Here is a 19640-nt window from a genome sequence, read left to right as displayed (position 1 = left end):
CGCTGCCGCCTACCCCGTACGCACCTTGACCATGGCGGCACGCAGCACACGGCCGTCGAAACGGAACCCGCTGCGCAACTCCGCGGTCACCACTTGGTGGACTTCGCCGCCGAGTACTTCGCCGCCAAGTTCTGGCTCGCCAGCATCAGCTCCAATCGCGGCGGCGTCTGGGGACGCTCCAGCATCGTCATCAAATGCCGCCGGACCGGGTTCGGGTGCCGCTTCGATCGTCACTGCCTCGTGCTGGTTGGGATCGAAGGGTTCCCCGACTGCGTCGATTCGTTCGAGTCCTGCCTTGCCCAGGGCCACCATGAGCGACTGCCCGACGGCGGCCACTTCACCGTGTCCCTGTGCAGTGGCCGCGTCGCACCCGTCGAGCACTGGCAGCAGCGACTCGACCAGGCGGCTGACGCCAGCGGAGACCTGTTGGCGTCGCTCCGCTTCGACTCGCTTACGGAAGTTCTGGAACTCGGCTCGCTGCCGCTGCAGCTGGTCCAGATATTCATCCCGCTCGGCCGTGAGGGCATCAAGCTGCGCCAGCAGGTCAGCTCGCTGCGTCAAGTCATCCACATCCGGCGGACTCTCGCTTGGTGACTCCGCAGTCGCTGCAGCAAGTTCGTCGGTCTCGCCGGCGTCAGGCTCGCTGCTGTCGGGCTCGCTGGTTCCGGCGTCGTCGACGACATCGACGGCGGCCTCAGACGGCCCCGGTTCAGACGGCTCGGGTGCTGAGGCGCTCACTTCTCCTCGTCCACGATCTCCGCGTCGACGACATCGTCGTCGGAACCGGTGCTGTCGGCACCTGCAGCGGTGTTCGCGGCCGCAGACTCGTACAGTTTCTGACTGAACGCGCCGCTGGCCGCAGCGAGCGTCTCGGTTGCGGACCGGATCGCGTCGAGGTCATCACTCTCGAGCGCCTCGCTGGCAGCCGCCAAGGCCGATTCCACAGGCGCCTTGTCGTCCGCGGCAACGCTGTCGCCTTGCTCGTCAAGCAGCTTGCGGGTCTGGTACACGAGCGTGTCCGCGTTGTTGCGGACTTCAGCCTCCTCACGGCGCCGAGCGTCCTCAGCGGCATGCGCCTCCGCGTCGGAGACCATCCGCTCGATCTCCTCGGGCGACATGGCTGACTGCCCGGTGATGGTGATCGACTGCTCCTTGCTCGTCGCGCTGTCCTTCGCGGACACGTGCACGATGCCGTTTGCATCAATGTCGAACGCCACCTCGATCTGCGGGACGCCTCGCGGCGCCGGCGGCAGGCCGACCAGCTGGAACTTGCCCAGCGTCTTGTTGCCGCCGGCCATTTCTCGCTCGCCCTGCAGCACGTGGATCTCCACCGACGGCTGACCGTCTTCAGCGGTGGTGAACATCTCCGACCGGCGCGTCGGGATGGTGGTATTCCGCTCGATGAGGCGCGTCATCACACCGCCCTTGGTCTCGATGCCCAGGCTCAGCGGCGTGACGTCCAACAACAGGACATCGGTGACATCGCCCTTGAGCACGCCGGCCTGGATGGCCGCACCGACCGAGACCACCTCGTCGGGATTCACGCCTTTGTGGGGCTCACGACCCGTGAGCTCGGTCACCAGGTTCTGCACAGCGGGCATGCGGGTGGAACCGCCCACCAAGATCACATGGTCGATGTCGGCCTTCCCGAGGCCTGCGTCGCTGATGGCCTGCTCGAATGGAGAGCGGCAGCGCTTCAGCAGGTCGAAGGTCAGCTCTTCGAACTTGGACCGGCTCAACTCATAGTCGAGATGGAGGGGACCGCTGTCGGTTGCCGTGATGAACGGCAGGTTGATCTGGGTGGTCTGCTTCGACGACAGGTCCTTCTTGGCTTGCTCGGCCGCCTCTCGCAGACGCTGGCAGGCCATCGCATCGGAACTCAGGTCGACCCCGTGATCGCCCTTGAACGACGCCGCCAGCCACGCCACGACCGCGGCATCCCAGTCGTCGCCGCCGAGGCGGGTGTCGCCGGCGGTGGACTTGACTTCGAAGACGCCGTCGCCGATCTCGAGCACCGACACGTCGAAGGTGCCCCCGCCGAGGTCGAACACCAGGATCGTCTGATCCTCAGTCTCCTTGTCGAGGCCGTACGCCAACGCTGCGGCGGTGGGCTCGTTGATGATGCGCAGCACCTCGAGCCCGGCGATCTTGCCGGCCTCCGTCGTGGCGGTCCGCTGCGCATCGTCGAAGTACGCCGGCACGGTGATGACCGCCTCGGTGACCGTGTCGCCGAGGTACTGCTCGGCGTCGAGCTTCAGCTTCTGCAGTACTCGGGCCGAGATCTCCTGTGGCGTGTAGTTCTTGTCGTCGATGGACTTGCCCCACGTGGTGCCCATGTGGCGCTTGACTGAGGCGATTGTCCGTTCGGGATTCGTAACTGCCTGCCGCTTGGCGACCTCGCCGGTCAGCACCTCGCCATTGCGTGCAAAGGCCACCACCGACGGCGTCGTGCGGTCGCCTTCGGCGTTGGCAATGACGGCGGGCTCGCCGCCCTCCATGGCGGCCACCACCGAGTTCGTGGTTCCGAGGTCAATTCCGACAGCCTTGGGCATCGTTGCGCCTTTCATCATGATGCATCCCGGCCCACAGCGGCCAAGGATGCGGGTTGGTAGCTAGGACAAGCATATAAGTTGAGTGTCTTATTAGCAATTTCCCTCAGTGATCCTACCGGTTGAAACATCAGAGCCACCCAATCGAGGCCAAGAAGGTGCTGTGGCGGCGGGCGCGCCCATGGCCACAACGTCTGCGAGCTACCGTGCACGCCCATGTCACCGGCCGCAGAGACGCACACGCTCGTGCTCTTGCGCCACGGGCAGAGCGCTTGGAATCTCGAGAACCGCTTCACCGGCTGGTGGGATGTAGGACTGACCGCCGCAGGCGACGCTGAAGCCCGCGGCGCCGCAGCGGCGCTCGCGCTGGCGGGCATCGAGCCAGACGTCGTGCATACGTCGCTTCTTCGGCGTGCCATTCAGACTGCCAACACCACGCTCGATGCAATGGGCAGGGGCTGGCTGCCGGTGCGGCGGCACTGGCGTCTGAATGAACGGCACTACGGAGCGCTCACCGGTCTGAACAAGGCCGAGATGGCCGAACGGCACGGCGCCGACCAAGTTCACCTCTGGCGTCGCAGCTACGACGTGCCTCCCCCGCCGATGCCCGCCGACCATGACTTCGACGTCTCGGGCGATCCGCGCTACGCCGGCCTGGCTGCGGACGAGCTGCCCCGCACCGAGTGTCTCGCCGACGTCGTGACGAGACTGCTGCCCTACTGGCACGACGCCATCGCGCCTGATCTGGCGGCGGGGGACACCGTGTTGGTGGCAGCCCACGGCAACAGCCTGCGGGCGCTCGTGAAACACCTCGACGGAATCGGCGATGCCGAGATTGCCGAGCTCAACATTCCGACCGGGGTGCCGCTGGTGTACGAACTCCGCGGCGATCTGCAGGTCGCGCGGCAGTGCGCTGTGCAGGACCGTTATCTGCGCTGAGCCGCTCGCAGTGCGCAGCAGTCACCCAGCGCCGGTGCGCCGCTACAGGGCGTCGATGCCGCGCTCGCCGGTACGGATGCGCACGACGCTGTTCACCGAGGTGACCCACACCTTGCCGTCCCCGATGCGTTCGGTACGGGTGGATTCGACGATCGCATCCACCACACGTTCGGCCAGCTCGGTCGCCACCAGCACTTCGATACGGACCTTGGGGATGAAGTCGACGTGGTACTCGGTGCCCCGGTAGGTCTCGGTGTGGCCGCCCTGGCGGCCGAATCCCCGTACTTCCGACGCGGTCAGCCCAGTGATGTCGAGATCCCTCAGTGCCTCGAGCACCATCTCCAGCCGGTGCGGCTTGATGACCGCTGTCACCATTGCGACCGAGGCCTCAACCATTGCGCCCTCCCGACTCACCCCCCAGCGTCGCACGCCTCGGGGCTGATTGCACGCAACCTGTCCGATGAATGGGCAGCGGGCGCAAGTCTTCGGCCCGACTTTAGGGCCGGACGCGTGCTATGGTCCGGCGCTTGTGGGCCTGCAAGCCCCGGCGCAATAGGCCACTGTGGCAAGGAGTGAGACATGACCGTAGCGAATCGTGCGGAGAGTCTTCGTGAAGTTGATCTGTTCTCCGACTGCAGCAAGAAGGAACTCCAGCACATCGCACGCAGGGCCGAGCAAGTCGATTTCACGGCCGGCGACAACATTGTGGAAGAGGGCAGCGGCGGTCCGTCGGGGGGCTATGCCTTCGTGATCGTGCACGGCACCGCAGTCGTGCGGCGCAACGGGCGCAAGGTCGCCGAGATCGGACCCGGCGAGTCCATCGGCGAGATGGCGCTCTTTGACGACGGCCCGCGCACCGCTTCGGTCGTGGCCGCCACAGACATGGAGACGATCATGCTCTCGCGCCGCGAGCTGAAGGGCATCATCGACAGCACGCCATCGGTCGCGCACAAGCTGCTGGCAGAACTGGCCGGTCGCCTGCGCAAGGCGAATCGCAAGCTCTACGGCTGAACCGACTCACACTCTGTGGCCCTCGCGACATCGTGAGCCCGACGACGCCCCTCACGTCCACCGGAGTGCGCGGGCAAATGAACCTCTTCGCTGTGGTGCCTCTCACTCCCCGTTCTGGTTCGCTGCGCCCACGGGCCGCTCGGGCCACAGCCTCGCTGACCGGCTCGGCCTCTTGGGCGCCCGGCGGCCGCGGGGTCGTCAGCTAACTTCGCCAGCGTGAGCAAGCCACCCCTGCGGCCGCACCAGCTTGTGCTGGGCATCGGCATCGCATTCGCTGCCATCACCGCGGCCTCGGGCATTGCGGCGGCTGTGTTCGGATTCCACTCCGACACCGAAGAGGCGCATCGCGAGGTGTTCGGCAACGTGCCCGGTGGCGTCAAGTTCGCGTTCTACGCCTTGACGTGCGTACTGATCGTCTACGGGGCATGGAACTTCTCCCAGCGCACACGCAATTGGCAGCGCGGTGCGCCCGACCGGCGCCCCACCACCGCGTCCAACGTCGGGCGGCGGCTGCACGACTACCGCGGCGGCGTGCTCATGCAGACGCTGCTGCGCGACCCTGCCGCAGGCGTGATGCATGCGCTGCTCTACTACGGCTTCCTGGTGCTGCTGGCGGTCACGACCACGCTCGAGATCGATCACCAGCTGCCCACGGCGGCGAAGTTCCTCGTGGGGCCGACCTACCAGGGCTTCAGTTTCGTCGGCGACTTGGCGGGATTGATCTTCGTCGTCGGAGCGGTCTGGGCGATCGTGCGACGGTATGTGGCGCGCCCGTATCGCATCCGGATCAAGTCACGGCCCGAGCACATGGTCATCCTGATCGTGCTTGCGGCTCTGGGCGCCACCGGCTTCGTGGCCGAGGCCATGCGCATCGTGATCGACGGCCGACCGGCATACGAGCAGTGGTCGTTCATCGGCTACCCGATGTCGGCCGCATTCGACGGCCTCGCGAACATCCGAGGCTGGCACCAAGCCCTGTGGATTGCCCACGTGGGCTGCTTCATGGCCTTCCTCGTGATGCTGCCGATCACGATGCTGCGGCATATGTTCACCTCGCCGCTCAACATGTACCTGCGTGACCGCGAGCGGCCCAAGGGCGCCATGCGGATGGTGCCCGATCTGATGGAAGCCGACGACATCGAGACCATCGGCGTGTCGGTGGTGAACGAGTTCACCTGGAAGCAGCTGCTCGACACCGACGCCTGCACCATGTGCGGCCGCTGCACAGCGGTATGCCCGGCTCACGCCACGGGCAAGCCGCTCGATCCCCGCGAGATCGTGCTGAAGACGGGCGAGATCATGGCGGCGACCGGCGATCACGGCCAGGTGACGCCGCCGATCGGCACCGACGCCGAGATCACCGTGTCGGCCGATTCGATGTTTGAACGGATCTCTCACGAGGAGCTCTGGGCGTGCACCACCTGCAGGGCGTGCGACGAGGCCTGCCCAGTAAATATCGAGATCCTCGACAAGATCCTCGACATGCGTCGCTACCTGACGCTGATGGAGAGCGAGTTCCCCGCAGAGCTGGGTTCTGCATTCCGAGGCATGGAGAACAACGCCAACCCGTGGAACCTCAACAACGGCGAGCGGGCCGACTGGGCTGACGGCCTCGAAGTCGAGGTGGTCGATCCCGACGACGCGTTCGACCACGAGTACTTGTACTGGGTGGGCTGCGCCGGATCGTTCGACGACAAGAACCGCCGGGTGTCGGTGGCCACGGCGAAGCTGCTGCAGCGCGCCGGCGTCGACTTCGCGATCTTGGGCCCGGGCGAGAACTGCACCGGCGACAGCGCGCGGCGCTCGGGCAACGAGTACCTCTTCCAGATGCTCGCCGCGGAGAACATCACTGCGCTGAACGGCATGGGCGTCCGCAAGATCATCACCCAGTGCCCCCACTGCTTCAACACGCTGCGCAACGAGTACCCGCAATACGGCGGGAGCTGGGAGGTCATTCACCACGCCCAGTTCCTCGAACAGCTCGTGGCCGACGGGCGCCTGGATCTGTCGCAGGCGCGCCTGGACGAGCGGGTCGTGTACCACGACTCGTGCTATCTGGGCCGCCACAACGACGTCTACCTGGCGCCGCGCAACGTCATCGGCAGCCTGGGCGGGGTCGAGATCGTGGAAGCCCCGCGCAACGGCACCAAGGGCATGTGCTGCGGGGCAGGCGGTGCACGGATGTGGATGGAAGAAACCCTCGGCACCAAGGTGAACGACGAGCGCTCACGCGAGCTGCTCGACACGGGCGCCGACCGCATCGCTACCGCGTGCCCGTTCTGCTACATCATGATCGACGACGGCGTGAAGGGCCACGGTGTCGAAGACGACCAGGTCAAGGTCGCCGACATCTCCATCCACCTCATCGACGCCCTCGAAGCCGGCGAGAACTGAGTCGCCCAATCGCGGCGACGAGACGCGAAAAAACGCGAAAAAACGAAAACAGGCGAAAAAACGAAAAACCGCAAGAAGGCTCAGCCGCTACCGTGGGAAGCGTGCCCAATCCAGCGGTGAATCCCTTTGCGCCGACCTTCGGCGCACCGCCTCCGCTGTTCGCGGGCCGTGGTGACATCCTGCGGCGATTCGATTCTGCACTCGACACGGGACCGACACACCCGGATTACACCCTGCTCATCACAGGCGAGCGCGGCACCGGCAAGACTGCTCTGCTGAACGTGCTCGAAGCCCGCTGTGCCGAGCGGGGTTGGCAGTCGATCACCGCCGCTGCGTCGACAGAATCGCTGTCCACACGTATCACCAACGAAGCCCAGCGCCTTCTCGCCGACTTGGCGGCAGAATCTCGGCGGCCCCGCCTCAGTTCGATCAGCGCACTCGGCGTAAGCATCGAGATGGTCGACGAGGGGCACCGTGATGGTGCACCGGCCGGGGCGAGCCTGTTGACCACTCTCGAGCGGTTGGCCGAGGTGCTCCAAGAAATCGGCGCCGGCCTGCTCATCACCGTCGACGAGTTGCACGACGCCGAGCGCGACGATGTACGCGACGTGGCGTCGGCAGTGCAGATCGTCACACGACGCAAACAACGGCCGCTCGCATTCGCAGCCGCCGCATTGGCCTTCATTGAGAACACGCACTTGGCCGACGCGAACATGACGTTCCTCCAGCGATGCGCCCGCGCCCGCTTGGATGCGCTCGACTCCGCGGACGCCCGCCGAGCGATTCGCCAGCCGATCCAAGACTCCAGCAGCGACATCGACGGTGACGCGCTGGACGAGGCAGTCGCCGCCACGCTCGGCCATCCCTACATGATCCAGCTCGTCGGGTTCCATGCATGGGAGATGCGGACGAACTCCGCTGCTTCCGTCAGCGTTGCAGACGTCCGTGCGGGCATCGTCGAAGCCGACCACGCGATGGTCGGCCAGATCGCAGGTCCCATCTGGAATCGGCTCTCCGTCATGGACCGCAGATTCCTCGTGGCCATGCTCGATGACGGTGATGATTCCGCGCTGCCGGATATCGCCGACCGAATCGGGCGTGACCTGCAGTACACACGCGTCTACCGCCGCCGTCTCCTCAGCGCCGGCGCAATTGACGACCGGAACGGGGCCCGCGTCGCCTACCGCCACCACGCGCTCAGAAAACGCGCCCAAAATGCCGTCCTGGAAGACCCCAGCCTCTCCCCAAGTAATCGCTGATCCACCACGGGCGCACCGTGCTTGCACTTCACGTTCGGGACTACCCCGCGTCAAGCCGCAGCTGCTTGGATCCGCTGACGCAGCTCGGCGATTGCCAACGGTGGGGTACGGAGGTGTACGACTGCGACATCGACATCTCCTCCGGTGCGCGCGTTTGTTCCAGGGTAGCCGAGCGGTGTGACAAACCACGCGAGCCGCCGATCAGAGCATGCGGCGGGAGCGGAAGTTCTCGTGGTAGCGGCTCGGCGTAGGGCCGCGCTGGCCCCGGTACTTGGACCCCAGCAGCTCAGCCCCGTAGGGATGCTCGGCCGGCGTGGTCATCTCCATGAAGCTGATCTGGCAGATTTTCATGCTGGGATACAGGGTGATTGGCAGGTTGGCCACGTTGGACAATTCGAGGGTCAGGTAACCGTCCCAGCCGGGATCGACGAACCCGGCTGTGGTGTGGATGAGCAGGCCGAGCCGCCCCAGCGACGATTTGCCTTCGATGCGCCCGACGAGATCGTCGGGCACTGCCACGCGTTCGAGGGTGGAACCCAAGGCGAACTCGCCGGGATGCAGGATGAATGCATCACCCGCGGCGACCTCTACCTCCTCGGTCAGGTCGGTCTGGTCCTCGATGACGTCGATGACCTGGCGCGTGTGATTGCGGAAGACCCGAAACGTGGCATCCAGCCGCAAGTCCACCGACGAAGGCTGCACCGCGGCGTCGCCCAGCGGCTCGATCATGATGCGGCCCTTCTCGAGCGCTTCACGAATGCTTCGGTCCGACAAGATCACCTCGGCTCCCTTCCATCTGAATAGGCTCCGGCCTCGTTCCGCGGGTGTAGTTCAATGGCAGAACTTCAGCTTCCCAAGCTGATAACGGGGGTTCGATTCCCCTCACCCGCTCAACTCATCCTGCCAGCAGCGTCGCGAGGGCCCAGAGGGCCGCGACGAATCCCACGAGTGCCAGCGGCACCGCTCGCCGCGCTGGCGCTCGCACCGGTTGCCCGCCTTCATCGGCACGCCGAGGCCGCACCATGGCTGCCACGTTGCCCACGAACAGCGCGGCACCCAGTGCCAACACCAAGTACGGGATGAGATCGTCGCCGAGAAACATCGAACCGCCGTTGGCCGCAGCCGACAGCACGGTGAGCGCGGCAACTCCGAACATGGTGATCAGTTCTCGTGCGCCATGTCGACGAAGCGCGTGAATTGGGACAAGAATGCCAAGCGCGCGGTGCCGGTCGGCCCGTTACGGTGCTTAGCGACGATGATCTCCGCCATCCCATGATCGGCGGTGTTTTCGTCGTAGACCTCGTCGCGGTAGATGAACATGACGATGTCCGCGTCTTGCTCGATGGAACCCGACTCGCGCAGGTCCGACAGCATCGGTCGTTTGTCGCTACGGGACTCGAGGTTGCGGCTGAGCTGGGAGAGCGCCACGATCGGGGTCTCGAGCTCACGGGCCAAGATCTTGAGACCACGTGAGATCTCGGCGATTTCCACCTGGCGGTTCTCGGCATTCGCGCGGCCGCTCATGAGCTGCAAATAATCGACCACAATGAGCCCCAAGCCGCCGAGCCGGCTGCGCAGCCGCCGGGCCTTGGCGCGGATCTCGGTGACGGTCACATTCGGATTGTCGTCGATCCACATCTGCGCATCGCCTAGGCGTCCCACGCTGCGCGTGATGTTGTTCCACTCCTCTGCGCGCAGCTGGCCAGTACGCACCCGCGTGGCGTCGACACGCGCATCGGAGGCCAGCAGCCGACCCGTCAGTTCGGCATGGTTCATCTCCAGCGAGAAGAGCAGCACCGGCTGCTGCAATTCGAGGGCCACGCTGGAGGCGATCGTCAATGCGAAGGCCGTCTTGCCCATCGCGGGACGGCCGCCCACGACCACCAAAGACGACGGCTGAATGCCGGCCAGAATCCTGTCCAGCGAGGCGAAACCAGTCGCAAGGCCCGAGAACGCGTCACCCCGCTCGTACAGTTCCTCCAACCGGTCCAGGCTCTCGTCGAGCAAGTCGTGCAACGACTGCGTGGAATCGACGATGCGGCGCTCGGCCACGCTGAACACCATCGACTCCGCCTGGTCGATCGCTGTAGCCGTATCGACGGGCCGGCTGTAGGCCAGCTCGGAAATCTCTGACGAGACAGCGATCAAGCGCCGTAGCAACGCGTTGTCCTCCACGATCCGCGCGTAACGGTCGACGTGGGTGAGCGTCGGCGTGGAGGCTTCGAGTGCCAGCAGGCGCTCGGGCCCCCCGGCGGCGACGAGGTTGCCGGTGCGTTCGAGCTGATCGGCGACGGTCAGACAGTCGACGGGCTCGGAGGTGACATAGAGCGACTCGATCGCCTCGAAGACCAAGCCATTCGCTGGGACGTAGAAATGATCGGCATCAAGACGCTCGACCGCGGCACCGATGGCGTCACCCGAGAGCAGCATCGCACCGAGCACGGACTCTTCCGCGTCAATGTTCTGAGGTGGTACCCGGCCACCGGCTCGACGCGCGACATCGGTCGGCAGCTCGGCAAGACTCATTGCCGCATACCTTGCCGGGTGCACCCCGTGGAGCACTTGGGCAAAGAACGTGGAATTCCGGTGGAAATCGCGGCCCCCGCCTGTGCACAGGCGGCCAGTTGTCCACAGGTCGTGTATCGGTGCGTACCCATGCCCTCAGTTCACAGCAGGGCTGTCACATCAAAGCCGGCAAGACCGGGTACCGACCCGGCTCGCAGACCGAGCGCTAGTCGAGCGCGACTACCTCGACGTTGAACGCGAATGCCACCTCAGGGTGCAGCCGTGCGGAGACCTCGTGGGTGCCGATGGTCCGGATCGGGGCGTCCATCGACAGCTTGCGCCGGTCGACATCAGCGCCGGTACGGGCGGTCACCGCAGCAGCGATCTCGGTGGTCGTGACCGATCCGTACAGGTGCGTGCCCGAGCCCGCGCGCGCTGCGATCGTCACACCGTTCGCGACCAGTTCTTTGGCGACACGCTCGGCGGTCTCGCGCTCACGCAGGTCACGCGCTGAACGTGCCCGAGCCATGGCAGCGGCCTGGTCGACGGTTCCGTCCATCGCCCGCAGGGCCAGCCCGCGCGGGATCAAGTGATTCCGCGCGAAACCGTCCGCAACATCGATCACGGATCCAGCGGTGCCGACGCCGTCGACATCGCTGCGCAGAACGATTTTCATGCTCGTTCTCCGCCGATCTGCGCAGGTGCCTGATCAACGATCTCGTCGAGCTGCTCGTCGATCTCGCTGTCGGGCTGCGCCTGCTCGTCGCCCGCAGGCCCACCTGCTCGATCACCAGGCGGCCGGCGGTCGTCGCCCGGACGCCCGCCGCGGCGCTTGTCACCGCGGCGCTGCGTCATCGGCCGACGCGCGTACTCGATCAGCGCCATCTCCCGAGCGGTCTTGATCGCGCGCGCCACCTCACGCTGCTGCTGGCGGTTGTTGCCAGAGACGCGTTGGGACCGGATCTTGGCTCGCTCGGAGATAAAGGCCCGCAGCAGCTCTGCGTCCTTGTAGTCGACGTAGGACGTGCCGGCCGTCGTGAGCGGGCTGACCTTGCGTCGGCGCGGTCGGCTGCGCAGGTCCTTCGTGCGGGCTCGCCCGGTTCGCTTGCGTGGTGGCATTAGAACGGTTCCTCCTCAGGTGACTGCTGCGGCGGGCTGTCGCCCGATTCCCAAGCTCCGCCGCCGCGACGCTCACGAGACCCGCCCGCGTCGCCGGCCGGCCCCCTCGGGGTCCGGGTGACCTCGGCTGTCGCCCAGCGCAGCGACGGTGCGATCTCGTCGGCAACAATTTCCACGACGTTGCGCTGCTCGCCGTCCGGCGTTTCCCAGCTGCGCTGTTCGAGCCGTCCGTTGACGACCACGCGGTTGCCCTTCGCCAGCGACTCGCTGACGTTCTCGGCCAGTTCGGCCCAGCAGACCACGTTGAAGAAGCTGACCTGCTCCTCCCAGTCGTTCGTCTGGCGGTTCATCCACCGCCGGTTTACGGCGACGCCGAGCACTGCTCGAGCGCGGCCGGTTTGAGTGAATCGAAGTTCAGGATCGCGGGTGAGATTTCCCACCACGGTGATGGTGTTGTCAGCCATGACGCCTCCGCTTAGTGGCTGTTGGTCGACTCCTCGCCGAGCAATCCGCGCCGTTGCGCTTCGTCGTCGGGGAGTCTGATGAGCTTGTGGCGGACAACTTCGTCCGCGATCCGCAGATACCGCTCAACTGGGTCCATGGCTCCGGGCTCAGCCCGCAACTCGATCACCGAGTAGTAGCCGCGTGTCTTGTGGTTGATCTCGTACGCAAAATCGCGCAGACCCCAGAAATCGAACGAGGCGACCTCGCCGATCTCCGAAATCCGGCCTTGGACTTCGTCCATGGCCTTGCGGGCTTCAGCATTCTCCAAGTCACCGTCGCAGATGACCATCAGCTCGTACACGCGCAATTGGGGGCGACCTCCTGTGGACCCGCCGGGGCGGGGCCCCTCGCGGGGCAGGGACTGGTTGGTGCACCCACCTTGCGAACCCGGCCCCAATGAGCGGGCTCGCAGCAAGCGTCGAGGACGCTTGCGGCTGGACGGGCAACCAAGTGCCCGTGGTGCGCCCGCAACGCTAGGCCCAGAGTTCGTCGATCGCACACTGAATTTCCGGCGGGCCACATCCGCGCGTGTCCGCTACGGCACGGAGTGCAGCGTGTCCAGCACTGTCGTGAACAACTCATTCGCCCGTGACGCAGCGTCGAGCTCGCCCGGCGGCGAGCTCGCAGTGACCCGCACCGCGGCGGTGTAGTGATCGGTCCAACCGGCGAACCACGCGTCGCCAGTCTGCGGGGAGACCCCGGCACGGCCGAGCGCCGATGCACCCCACGGCAGGGTGAACGTGGCCATGCCCGCCCTCAGGTCCGAGATCGACGCTGGCTCCCCAACCGCGGTGCGCTGCATCAGCCAACGGTCGGTAGTGCGCTCGGTCAGCGACAGGTTCGGCGCGCCGTCACCGGTTTCGAGCACGATCCGGGGGGTGCGCTCCTCCCCGCCGGTAGCGGCAACGCTGAATGCCGCTGCAACCTGCGCGGCGTCTGCAGTCTGAGCGACCACCTCGTCAGCTACGTCTGGCGCGATCCAGCGCTGCAGGTCAGCTGCTGCGGCGCCGAGCAGATCCCCCACCGGCCGCGGCCGCATCAGCGACGCCACATCGATGTCGACTGCCGGAGTGGCCCGGGAGGCGGTCACCAGGACACGCACGTCGCCACTGCGGTCCAGCACAACGACGTCGACGCCGACATCGCCACTCGTGGTGTCGCCGATCTGGCGGCGAACGGCACGCAGCGCTGCACGCTGGGCCTCCAGATCGAGACTGGTCGTGACGTGCAGGCCACCGGTGACGACCCGGTGAATGCCGTACCTCTCCACGAGCTCGATGTACGCCCACCCCACTGCCGCGCCCAAGCCGGCGTCGGCGATGAGCATCCGGACAAACCCGCCTGCCGCGACGTCAGGGGCCTCAGGGTCGGCCGCGCCGACACCGAGGCCGGTCGCCGGGCGGATGCCGGCCTCGACGCGGGTGGATCGTCCCGCAGCCAGCTCGTCGGATGTGAGCACCTCGTGTTCGAACATCGCCAGCAGCACCCGATCACGGCGCAGCCGCGCTGACTGGTTCGGATCGTCGGAAGGTCCCGACGCGGCATCGACGCCCCCGGGGGCGTCGACGAGTGATGCGATGAACGCCGCCTGCGTCACCGTGAGGTCCGAGGCTGCGACGCCATACCACGCGTTGGCCGCGGCATGCACGCCGTAGGCACCACGACCCAGATAGGCGATGTTGGCAAATCGCTCGAGAATCTCCGGCCGGCTGAGCTCGCGTCCCAGCCGCAACTCCGCCAGCAGCATGCGTGCTTCGTCGAGGCTGCCGTCGCGCGCATGGTGGACCATGTCGAGGTACCTGCGCATGATCCCTTCGCTCGCCGGTTCAGGACCGCCCCTGGCGCGACGCAGCGATGCCGCATACGTCGCGGCATCGACGCCCTCTCGTTCCAGAAAGCTCGGGTCCAGCACCGCAACCATGGCGTCGACGAGTGCAGGCGCCATGTCCTCGAGGCCCAGCGATGCGTGCGGGACACTCGGGCCGATCTCGACAATCGGCGTGCCGTGGCGGTCATACAGCACGCTCGGCGCCACCGAAGCGTGCGACGGAGTCGAGGGCAGGCTGTCCAACAGCCGGCTGCCGGCGCCCACTGCGATCGCGATCACCAGCACGAGCCAGAGCAGCCATCGGGCCCAGCGCTGCCGAGCGGGCATCCGGCGCAGAGTACAGCGAACCGGCGGGCCAACTTGCGCACAGTCGATTTGTACCCTCGGACACATGGGATCGACCCCGGCTCAAGCGCCCCGGCCGGGTACACGAGCGCTGAGCGACCACGACCGGCGAGAGCTGGCCGAGCGGATCGGGCCGCTGGCGACCGCGTTCGCCGGCGCGGGACATCGGTTCTTTCTCGTCGGCGGGCTCGTTCGTGACGCGCTGCTCGGTCACGGCCTGACGGGCGACATCGACATCACCACCGATGCCATCCCGGATCGGATCGCGGAGCTCGTGGCCCCCTGGGCCGACACCGTTTGGGAGCAGGGAAAGCGTTTCGGCACGATCGGGGCGCGCCGAGGCGGGACCACGGTGGAGATCACGACTCATCGGGCCGAGTCCTACGACAGCGGGTCGCGCAAGCCGCACGTCCGATTCTCCGACGATGTCGCGATCGACCTAGGACGGCGCGATTTCACCGTCAATGCCATGGCCATCGAGCTGCCGGGTTGGACACTGCTCGATCCCTTCAACGGCCAGGCGGATCTGGCGAACGCCGTTCTGCGCACCCCGTCGGCCCCCGAAGGCCTGTTTGCCGACGACCCGCTGCGGATGCTGCGGGCGGCCCGGTTCAGCGCGCAGCTCTCGCTCGTCGCGACGCCAGAGCTCGTCTCGGCAGTGCGCAGCTCGCGCCCGCGGCTGGCCATCGTGTCGCGCGAACGGATTGAAGCCGAGCTGAGGAAGCTCCTTGAGCTGCCCCGGCCCTCCGCCGGCGTCAGCTTCCTCGTCGAAACGGGCTTGCTCGGCGATGTGCTGCCGCCCTGGCAGCACGCCGACGTGGCGGTCCCCGCCGCAGCGCTCGACGACATCGCCCATCTCGATGCGTACCTCGAGGATCCAGTCGCACTGCGCTGGGCCGTCCTGCTCGGACCGGTGTGCGACGACGGAGCTGCCGCGGCGCGCTCGCTGTCCGCGCTGCGCTGCACCAGCTCGACGACCCGCAAGGTCGCCGCGATCATCCGGGCGTCCCGGTCGCTCGAGACGGCTGTCGCTGAGGCCATCGACACCGGAAACAACGCCGACGACTGGCGCAGGGCAGCTCGTCGACTGATCGCCGACTACGACCCCGAACTCGACGCCGCAACCGTCAGCTTGACCGCATGGGGCCGAGCGCTCTGCGAGCCTCACGCCTCATGGTTGGCTGAGATTCGCGCGGCCGAAGGCGCCGGCCTCAGGCATCTCCCGGTGGACGGCCACCGCGTGATGGAAGTGCTCGGTCGGTCGGGCCCCGTGGTCGGCGAAGCGCTGGCATGGCTGCGCACTCAGCAGATCGAACATGGCCCGCTGAGCGCTCAGCGAGCGTATGACCTGCTCTCAGCGTGGGATCGAGGCCAAGAGCACGAGGGGCCGAGCGCATTTGAGCCAGCGCACTAGCGTGAGCCGCGTGGCGCTCCAGCCTCACATCGCACCAGAGCCTGCTCCACCGGTTCCCGGATCGGTCGACTACCGGCTCAAGCGCCGCCGGCTGCTCGCCGACGTGGAAGCAGGTGTGGTGTCACGGGCCGAGGCCTGCGATGCCCACCCAGACCTGTTGCGGGCCGCTCGCAACGCCGCTCCGCCCCTCGGCAGGCGCTGCCCGCTGTGCCCCGAGGGCGACTTGCGCATCGTCGGGTACGTCTTCGGTCCCCGGATGGGCAGCGGCGGCAAGTGCGTGCTCTCCGACGCGGAACTCCAGCGCGTCGCACGGCGCAACGGCAGCTTCATGGCCTACGAGCTTGAGGTATGCCCGGAGTGCGGCTGGAATCACCTCATCCGCAAGTACCCCCTCAACACCGGCTGAATTCCCGGCGCGGCATCACCGCCGGCGCGATGAGAATCCGAACCGTGGGCCCCGCAGTGGCAGGAGTGGGAGTTTCTGGCATCCTCATGGCAGTCCGTTGCGGGCCTCGACTAGTCCGTGCTCGCAAGACTGGCCCGGTCTGTACGCCGGTCTGATCGATGACTTCGGCAGGTGACGATGAAGTTTGAGCTTGGCGATCGCGTGATCTACCCCCATCACGGTGCGGCGGAGATCACAGCCCGTGAGGAGCGAGACGAATTTGGCGAGTCCCGCGAATATCTGGTGCTCAAGACCGCCCATGGCGATCTGACCGTCAAGGTCCCCGCCGACATGGTCGACGAAGTGGGCATGCGACCGCCGATCGACACCGACGACGTCGAAGATCTCTTCGAGCTGCTCGCCAAGAAAGACGTCCGCGAGCCCGCCAACTGGAGCCGCCGCTTCAAGAATCACCAAGAGAAGCTGAAGTCGGGCGACATCTACCAAGTCGCCGAGGTAGTGCGAAACCTCGCGCTTCGTGAAAACGCCAAGGGCCTCTCGGCCGGTGAGAAGTCGATGCTGGAGAAATCTCGGCAGATTCTCGTCTCGGAGCTGTCCATCAGCATGGACGTCACCGAGGACGAGGCCCGCCAACAGGTAGAACTGCGGCTCGCCGGCTGAGCGAGCAGCGATCGGGCGGCAGAGGCCAAGCGAACCAGATGCCCCGCCAGCAGGGTGCCGCGGCAGCAGCCGCAGGAATCGGCGCCTCACGACTGGCAGGTCTCGCACGCACGGCGCTTGTCACCAACGTCCTCGGGATCGGCACCATCGGGGATGCCTTCGCTGCGGCGATGCGCATTCCGAACTTCCTGCAGAACCTCCTGGGGGAGGGTGCGCTCTCGGGGGCATTCGTGCCCGCGTACAGCTCGCTGGCCGAGCGCGATGAGCGTGCCGCGGGTCGGCTGGCCGGCGCGATCGCCACGTTCTTGGTCGCGATCACCGCGACCGCAGCGCTGATCAGCATCTTTGCCGCACGACCCCTGGTGCGGCTCATCGCCTGGGGATTCGTGGGCGAGCGATTCGAGCTGACGGTGACGCTCGTGCGCATCACGGTGTGCGGTACGGCACTCGCCGTGCTGAGTGCCTGGTGCCTGGGCGTGCTCAACAGCCACCGGCGCTTCTTCCTGTCCTATGTGGCACCGGTGGTATGGAATGCCACCCAGATCGCCGTGCTCGTCGGCGTGCTCGCGTGGGGGGTCGCTGGCACCGGCCGCGCGACCGCGTTGGCCTGGGGCGTGACCGCCGGTGCAGCGGCCCAGGTGCTCGTGCAGCTACGCGGTGTCTGGCGGGCGGATCGGTGGATCGCACTGAACTTCAAGTGGCGAGAACCGCAAGCAGCAGGCGTCATCAAGCGGTTCGGACCCGCGGTGGCCGGGCGCGGGGTGCTGCAGATCTCCGCCTTCCTGGATCTCGCGCTGGCCTCGCTGCTCAGCGTGGGAGCGGCGGCAGCGATGGCCGCCGCGCAGACGCTGTACCTGCTGCCGCTGAGCCTGATCGGCACCAGCATCGCCGCGGCCGAGCTGACCGAGCTGAGCCGCATCCGCGACCCCGCCGAGGTTGCGCAGCGCACGTCGGAGCGCCTGTGCGCGACTGCATTCGGCGTGTCGGGCGTGATGGCGATCTACTTTGCCGCCGGCGGCCCGCTGACCGACTCGGTGTTCAATCTCGCTGGGCTGCGCAACGCCATCGCGGATGACGACATCACCTTGATCGCGCTGGTGCTCGGCGCCTACTCGCTTGGGTTGGTGCCGCTCGTGGCATCGCGGCTGTGCCAGAACGTCCTCTTCGCCGCGCGCGACACACGCACCGCCGCTTCGATCGCAGCCATCCGGCTGACCGTCTCATTGGTCATCGGCGCGGCGCTGATGCTGCCGCTGGACCGGGTGCTCATCGTGGAAGGCGCCCTCACCGGATTCGGCGATATCGATCTGTTCTCGCTGGAGTCCACCTGGTCATTGCTGGACGCAAAGATCCGCTCCGAACCCGCATTGCCTGCCCGCCTGGGCGCGGTGGGTCTGGCACTGGGCGCGGCAGTGGGTGCGTGGGTGGAACTGGCGCTGCTGCGTCGAGCGGTCCTGCAGCGCCGACCCTCCAGAACGGGTCTGCCGCGACAGGCCGACTGGCCCGCACAGCGGATGTTCGGCGGCACTCTCGCCCGCCACATGGTGCCGGCCGTCGTGGCGTTCGTCGTCGGACTGCCGGTCACGCTCGTGCTGGCGCCGCTGCCGTCAGTGCTGCGAGTTGTGATCGCCGGGTTCACCATGGCGGGGCTTCACATCGGCTGCGGTCTGGCGCTGCGGCTGCCCGCCGCACGAGCGCTAACTTCGCAATTGTCCGGCGTCATGGGACAGCACCGGCAGCACCCGCCCGACGACGCTCACGCAGACACCGACACCGACACCAACTCAGACCAGTCCCAGTCCCCCACCGACGACAACGAGGGAGGGCCGCCGCGATGACAGCGCAAGCCCCCGTGCACATCATCACCGACAGTTCTTGCGATCTCAGCGAGGAGGTCACCGCAGACCTGGGCGTCACGGTGGTGCCGCTGGAGATCCGTTTCGGCATGCAGTCGTTCACCGATCGCGTCGAGCTGAGCACGGCCGACTTCTGGAAACGCAGTCGCACCAGCGACGAGCTGCCGTCCACGGCCGCTCCCTCCCCCGGTGCCTTTGCCGAGGCATACCAGCGGGCCGCTGACGCCGGCGCGAGCGAAGTGGTCGTCATCACGCTGAGCGGCGATCTTTCTGCAACGATTGAAGCGGCACAACAGGCGGCATCTCAACCCCCAGAGGGCCTCATGTGCCATGTGGTCGACAGCCGTACCGTCAGCGCAGGCCTCGGCTTGCTGGTCATCGCAGCCGCTGAGCTCGCGGCCGGCGGCGCCAGCGGTTCCGAGGTCGCCGACGCCACACGAGAGACATCGGAACGCGTCCGCGTCCACGCAGCGCTGGACACGCTGGAGAATCTGCGCAAGGGCGGCCGCATCGGCGCAGCGCAATCACTGCTCGGCTCGGTGCTGTCGATCAAGCCGCTGATCACGGTCACAGACGGCCGCGTCGAACCGGCGGGCAAGCAGCGCACGCGCAGCCGAGCACTCTCGCACCTCGTCAACCTGGTCGACGCCGAGAGCTCGAATATCTCCCAGATCGCGGTGATGCACGCCGACTGTGACGACGTAGACGACTTCGTGGCGCGGATCGCTCCGCTCACCGTCAGCGAGCCCAAGGTGATGCTGATCGGGCCGGTGGTCGGAGCACATGCGGGCGTCGGCACGATCGGGGTCGTGTATGTCACACAGGAGCGCGGATAGGTGAACCCCCTGGCA

The 19640-nt window shown here is 66.7% G+C and carries 19 protein-coding genes, 1 tRNA gene and 1 pseudogene; 10 read left to right on the top strand and 11 right to left on the bottom strand.

What is annotated here, in order from left to right; genetic code table 11:
• Nucleotides 1–9: 9 nt before the first annotated feature.
• The gene (locus ACOGJB_RS11875; RefSeq protein ID WP_419837334.1) at nt 10–738 is read right to left on the bottom strand and encodes a nucleotide exchange factor GrpE; all 729 of its coding nucleotides are present in this window, start codon (nt 736–738) and stop codon (nt 10–12) included.
• A complete protein-coding gene (gene dnaK / locus ACOGJB_RS11870) occupies nt 735–2552 on the bottom strand; it encodes a molecular chaperone DnaK (RefSeq protein ID WP_419840730.1) in 1818 nt (605 codons plus the stop codon). Before dnaK ends, ACOGJB_RS11875 begins: the two co-directional genes overlap by 4 nt.
• Before the next feature lie 213 nt (nt 2553–2765).
• On the opposite strand from dnaK, the gene gpmA reads away from it, so the two are divergent.
• Nucleotides 2766–3488: a 2,3-diphosphoglycerate-dependent phosphoglycerate mutase gene (gpmA, locus tag ACOGJB_RS11865; protein ID WP_419837333.1), complete on the top strand. Its 723-nt coding sequence runs from the start codon at nt 2766–2768 to the stop codon at nt 3486–3488.
• A 42-nt stretch (nt 3489–3530) separates the two neighbouring features.
• Here gpmA and ACOGJB_RS11860 read toward each other — a convergent pair whose 3' ends face one another.
• Nucleotides 3531–3884, bottom strand: a complete 354-nt coding sequence (locus ACOGJB_RS11860; RefSeq protein ID WP_419551321.1) for a P-II family nitrogen regulator — start codon at nt 3882–3884, stop codon at nt 3531–3533.
• A gap of 183 nt (nt 3885–4067) precedes the next feature.
• Here ACOGJB_RS11860 and ACOGJB_RS11855 point away from each other — a divergent pair, with 183 nt between their 5' ends.
• The 3 genes from ACOGJB_RS11855 (at nt 4068) to ACOGJB_RS11845 (ending at nt 8152) form a co-directional block, all read left to right on the top strand.
• Nucleotides 4068–4499 carry a Crp/Fnr family transcriptional regulator gene (locus ACOGJB_RS11855; RefSeq protein ID WP_419837332.1) on the top strand — a complete coding sequence of 144 codons (432 nt, stop codon included), beginning with the start codon at nt 4068–4070 and terminating at the stop codon, nt 4497–4499.
• Nucleotides 4500–4715: 216 nt separating this feature from the next.
• Nucleotides 4716–6893, top strand: a complete 2178-nt coding sequence (locus tag ACOGJB_RS11850) for a heterodisulfide reductase-related iron-sulfur binding cluster (RefSeq protein ID WP_419837331.1) — start codon at nt 4716–4718, stop codon at nt 6891–6893.
• A gap of 101 nt (nt 6894–6994) precedes the next feature.
• Complete coding sequence (locus tag ACOGJB_RS11845) at nt 6995–8152, top strand: ATP-binding protein (protein ID WP_419837330.1); 1158 nt, start codon at nt 6995–6997, stop codon at nt 8150–8152.
• A 201-nt stretch (nt 8153–8353) separates the two neighbouring features.
• On the opposite strand, the gene dcd is transcribed toward ACOGJB_RS11845, so the two are convergent.
• Entirely contained in the window at nt 8354–8932 is a 579-nt protein-coding gene (dcd, locus tag ACOGJB_RS11840) for a dCTP deaminase (RefSeq protein WP_419837329.1), read from the bottom strand.
• Between the two features lie 40 nt (nt 8933–8972).
• Here dcd and ACOGJB_RS11835 point away from each other — a divergent pair.
• Nucleotides 8973–9043 (top strand) — tRNA-Gly (locus ACOGJB_RS11835).
• Between the two features lie 4 nt (nt 9044–9047).
• Here ACOGJB_RS11835 and ACOGJB_RS11830 read toward each other — a convergent pair.
• From ACOGJB_RS11830 to ACOGJB_RS11800, 7 genes and pseudogenes are all read right to left on the bottom strand, one after another.
• Complete coding sequence (locus tag ACOGJB_RS11830) at nt 9048–9308, bottom strand: hypothetical protein (protein ID WP_419837328.1); 261 nt, start codon at nt 9306–9308, stop codon at nt 9048–9050.
• A 5-nt stretch (nt 9309–9313) separates the two neighbouring features.
• Complete coding sequence (gene dnaB / locus ACOGJB_RS11825) at nt 9314–10714, bottom strand: replicative DNA helicase (RefSeq protein ID WP_419837327.1); 1401 nt, start codon at nt 10712–10714, stop codon at nt 9314–9316.
• A gap of 169 nt (nt 10715–10883) precedes the next feature.
• Nucleotides 10884–11333 (bottom strand): 50S ribosomal protein L9, encoded by a 450-nt coding sequence (rplI, locus tag ACOGJB_RS11820; RefSeq protein ID WP_419837326.1) that lies wholly within the window; start codon nt 11331–11333, stop codon nt 10884–10886.
• 182 nt (nt 11334–11515) lie between these two features.
• A pseudogene (gene rpsR, locus ACOGJB_RS11815) lies at nt 11516–11776 on the bottom strand (30S ribosomal protein S18); the annotation flags it as partial.
• Nucleotides 11776–12240, bottom strand: coding sequence for a single-stranded DNA-binding protein (gene ssb, locus ACOGJB_RS11810; RefSeq protein WP_419837325.1), 465 nt, complete (start codon nt 12238–12240; stop codon nt 11776–11778). The pseudogene rpsR and the gene ssb, both read right to left, overlap by 1 nt.
• A gap of 11 nt (nt 12241–12251) precedes the next feature.
• Nucleotides 12252–12581 (bottom strand): 30S ribosomal protein S6, encoded by a 330-nt coding sequence (gene rpsF, locus ACOGJB_RS11805; protein WP_419837324.1) that lies wholly within the window; start codon nt 12579–12581, stop codon nt 12252–12254.
• Nucleotides 12582–12815: 234 nt separating this feature from the next.
• Entirely contained in the window at nt 12816–14435 is a 1620-nt protein-coding gene (locus ACOGJB_RS11800) for a transglycosylase domain-containing protein (RefSeq protein WP_419837323.1), read from the bottom strand.
• Between the two features lie 64 nt (nt 14436–14499).
• Between ACOGJB_RS11800 and ACOGJB_RS11795 the strand changes: the two genes are divergently transcribed.
• From ACOGJB_RS11795 to ACOGJB_RS11775, 5 genes are all read left to right on the top strand, one after another.
• Nucleotides 14500–15867: a hypothetical protein gene (locus tag ACOGJB_RS11795; protein ID WP_419837322.1), complete on the top strand. Its 1368-nt coding sequence runs from the start codon at nt 14500–14502 to the stop codon at nt 15865–15867.
• A gap of 10 nt (nt 15868–15877) precedes the next feature.
• Nucleotides 15878–16273: a DUF5318 family protein gene (locus ACOGJB_RS11790; RefSeq protein WP_419837321.1), complete on the top strand. Its 396-nt coding sequence runs from the start codon at nt 15878–15880 to the stop codon at nt 16271–16273.
• A 177-nt stretch (nt 16274–16450) separates the two neighbouring features.
• Nucleotides 16451–16933, top strand: a complete 483-nt coding sequence (locus ACOGJB_RS11785; protein ID WP_419837320.1) for a CarD family transcriptional regulator — start codon at nt 16451–16453, stop codon at nt 16931–16933.
• Between the two features lie 38 nt (nt 16934–16971).
• Nucleotides 16972–18771: a murein biosynthesis integral membrane protein MurJ gene (gene murJ / locus ACOGJB_RS11780; protein WP_419837319.1), complete on the top strand. Its 1800-nt coding sequence runs from the start codon at nt 16972–16974 to the stop codon at nt 18769–18771.
• A complete protein-coding gene (locus ACOGJB_RS11775) occupies nt 18768–19625 on the top strand; it encodes a DegV family protein (protein WP_419837318.1) in 858 nt (285 codons plus the stop codon). The genes murJ and ACOGJB_RS11775 overlap by 4 nt, the downstream gene beginning before the upstream one ends.
• Nucleotides 19626–19640 lie beyond the last annotated feature (15 nt).

This window comes from Candidatus Poriferisodalis sp. (assembly GCF_965208895.1).
In the GTDB taxonomy this organism is placed as follows: Bacteria; Actinomycetota; Acidimicrobiia; order Acidimicrobiales; family Poriferisodalaceae; genus Poriferisodalis.
Note: the sequence above shows the minus strand (reverse complement) of the source record. Positions and strands in the feature narration are given on the sequence as shown.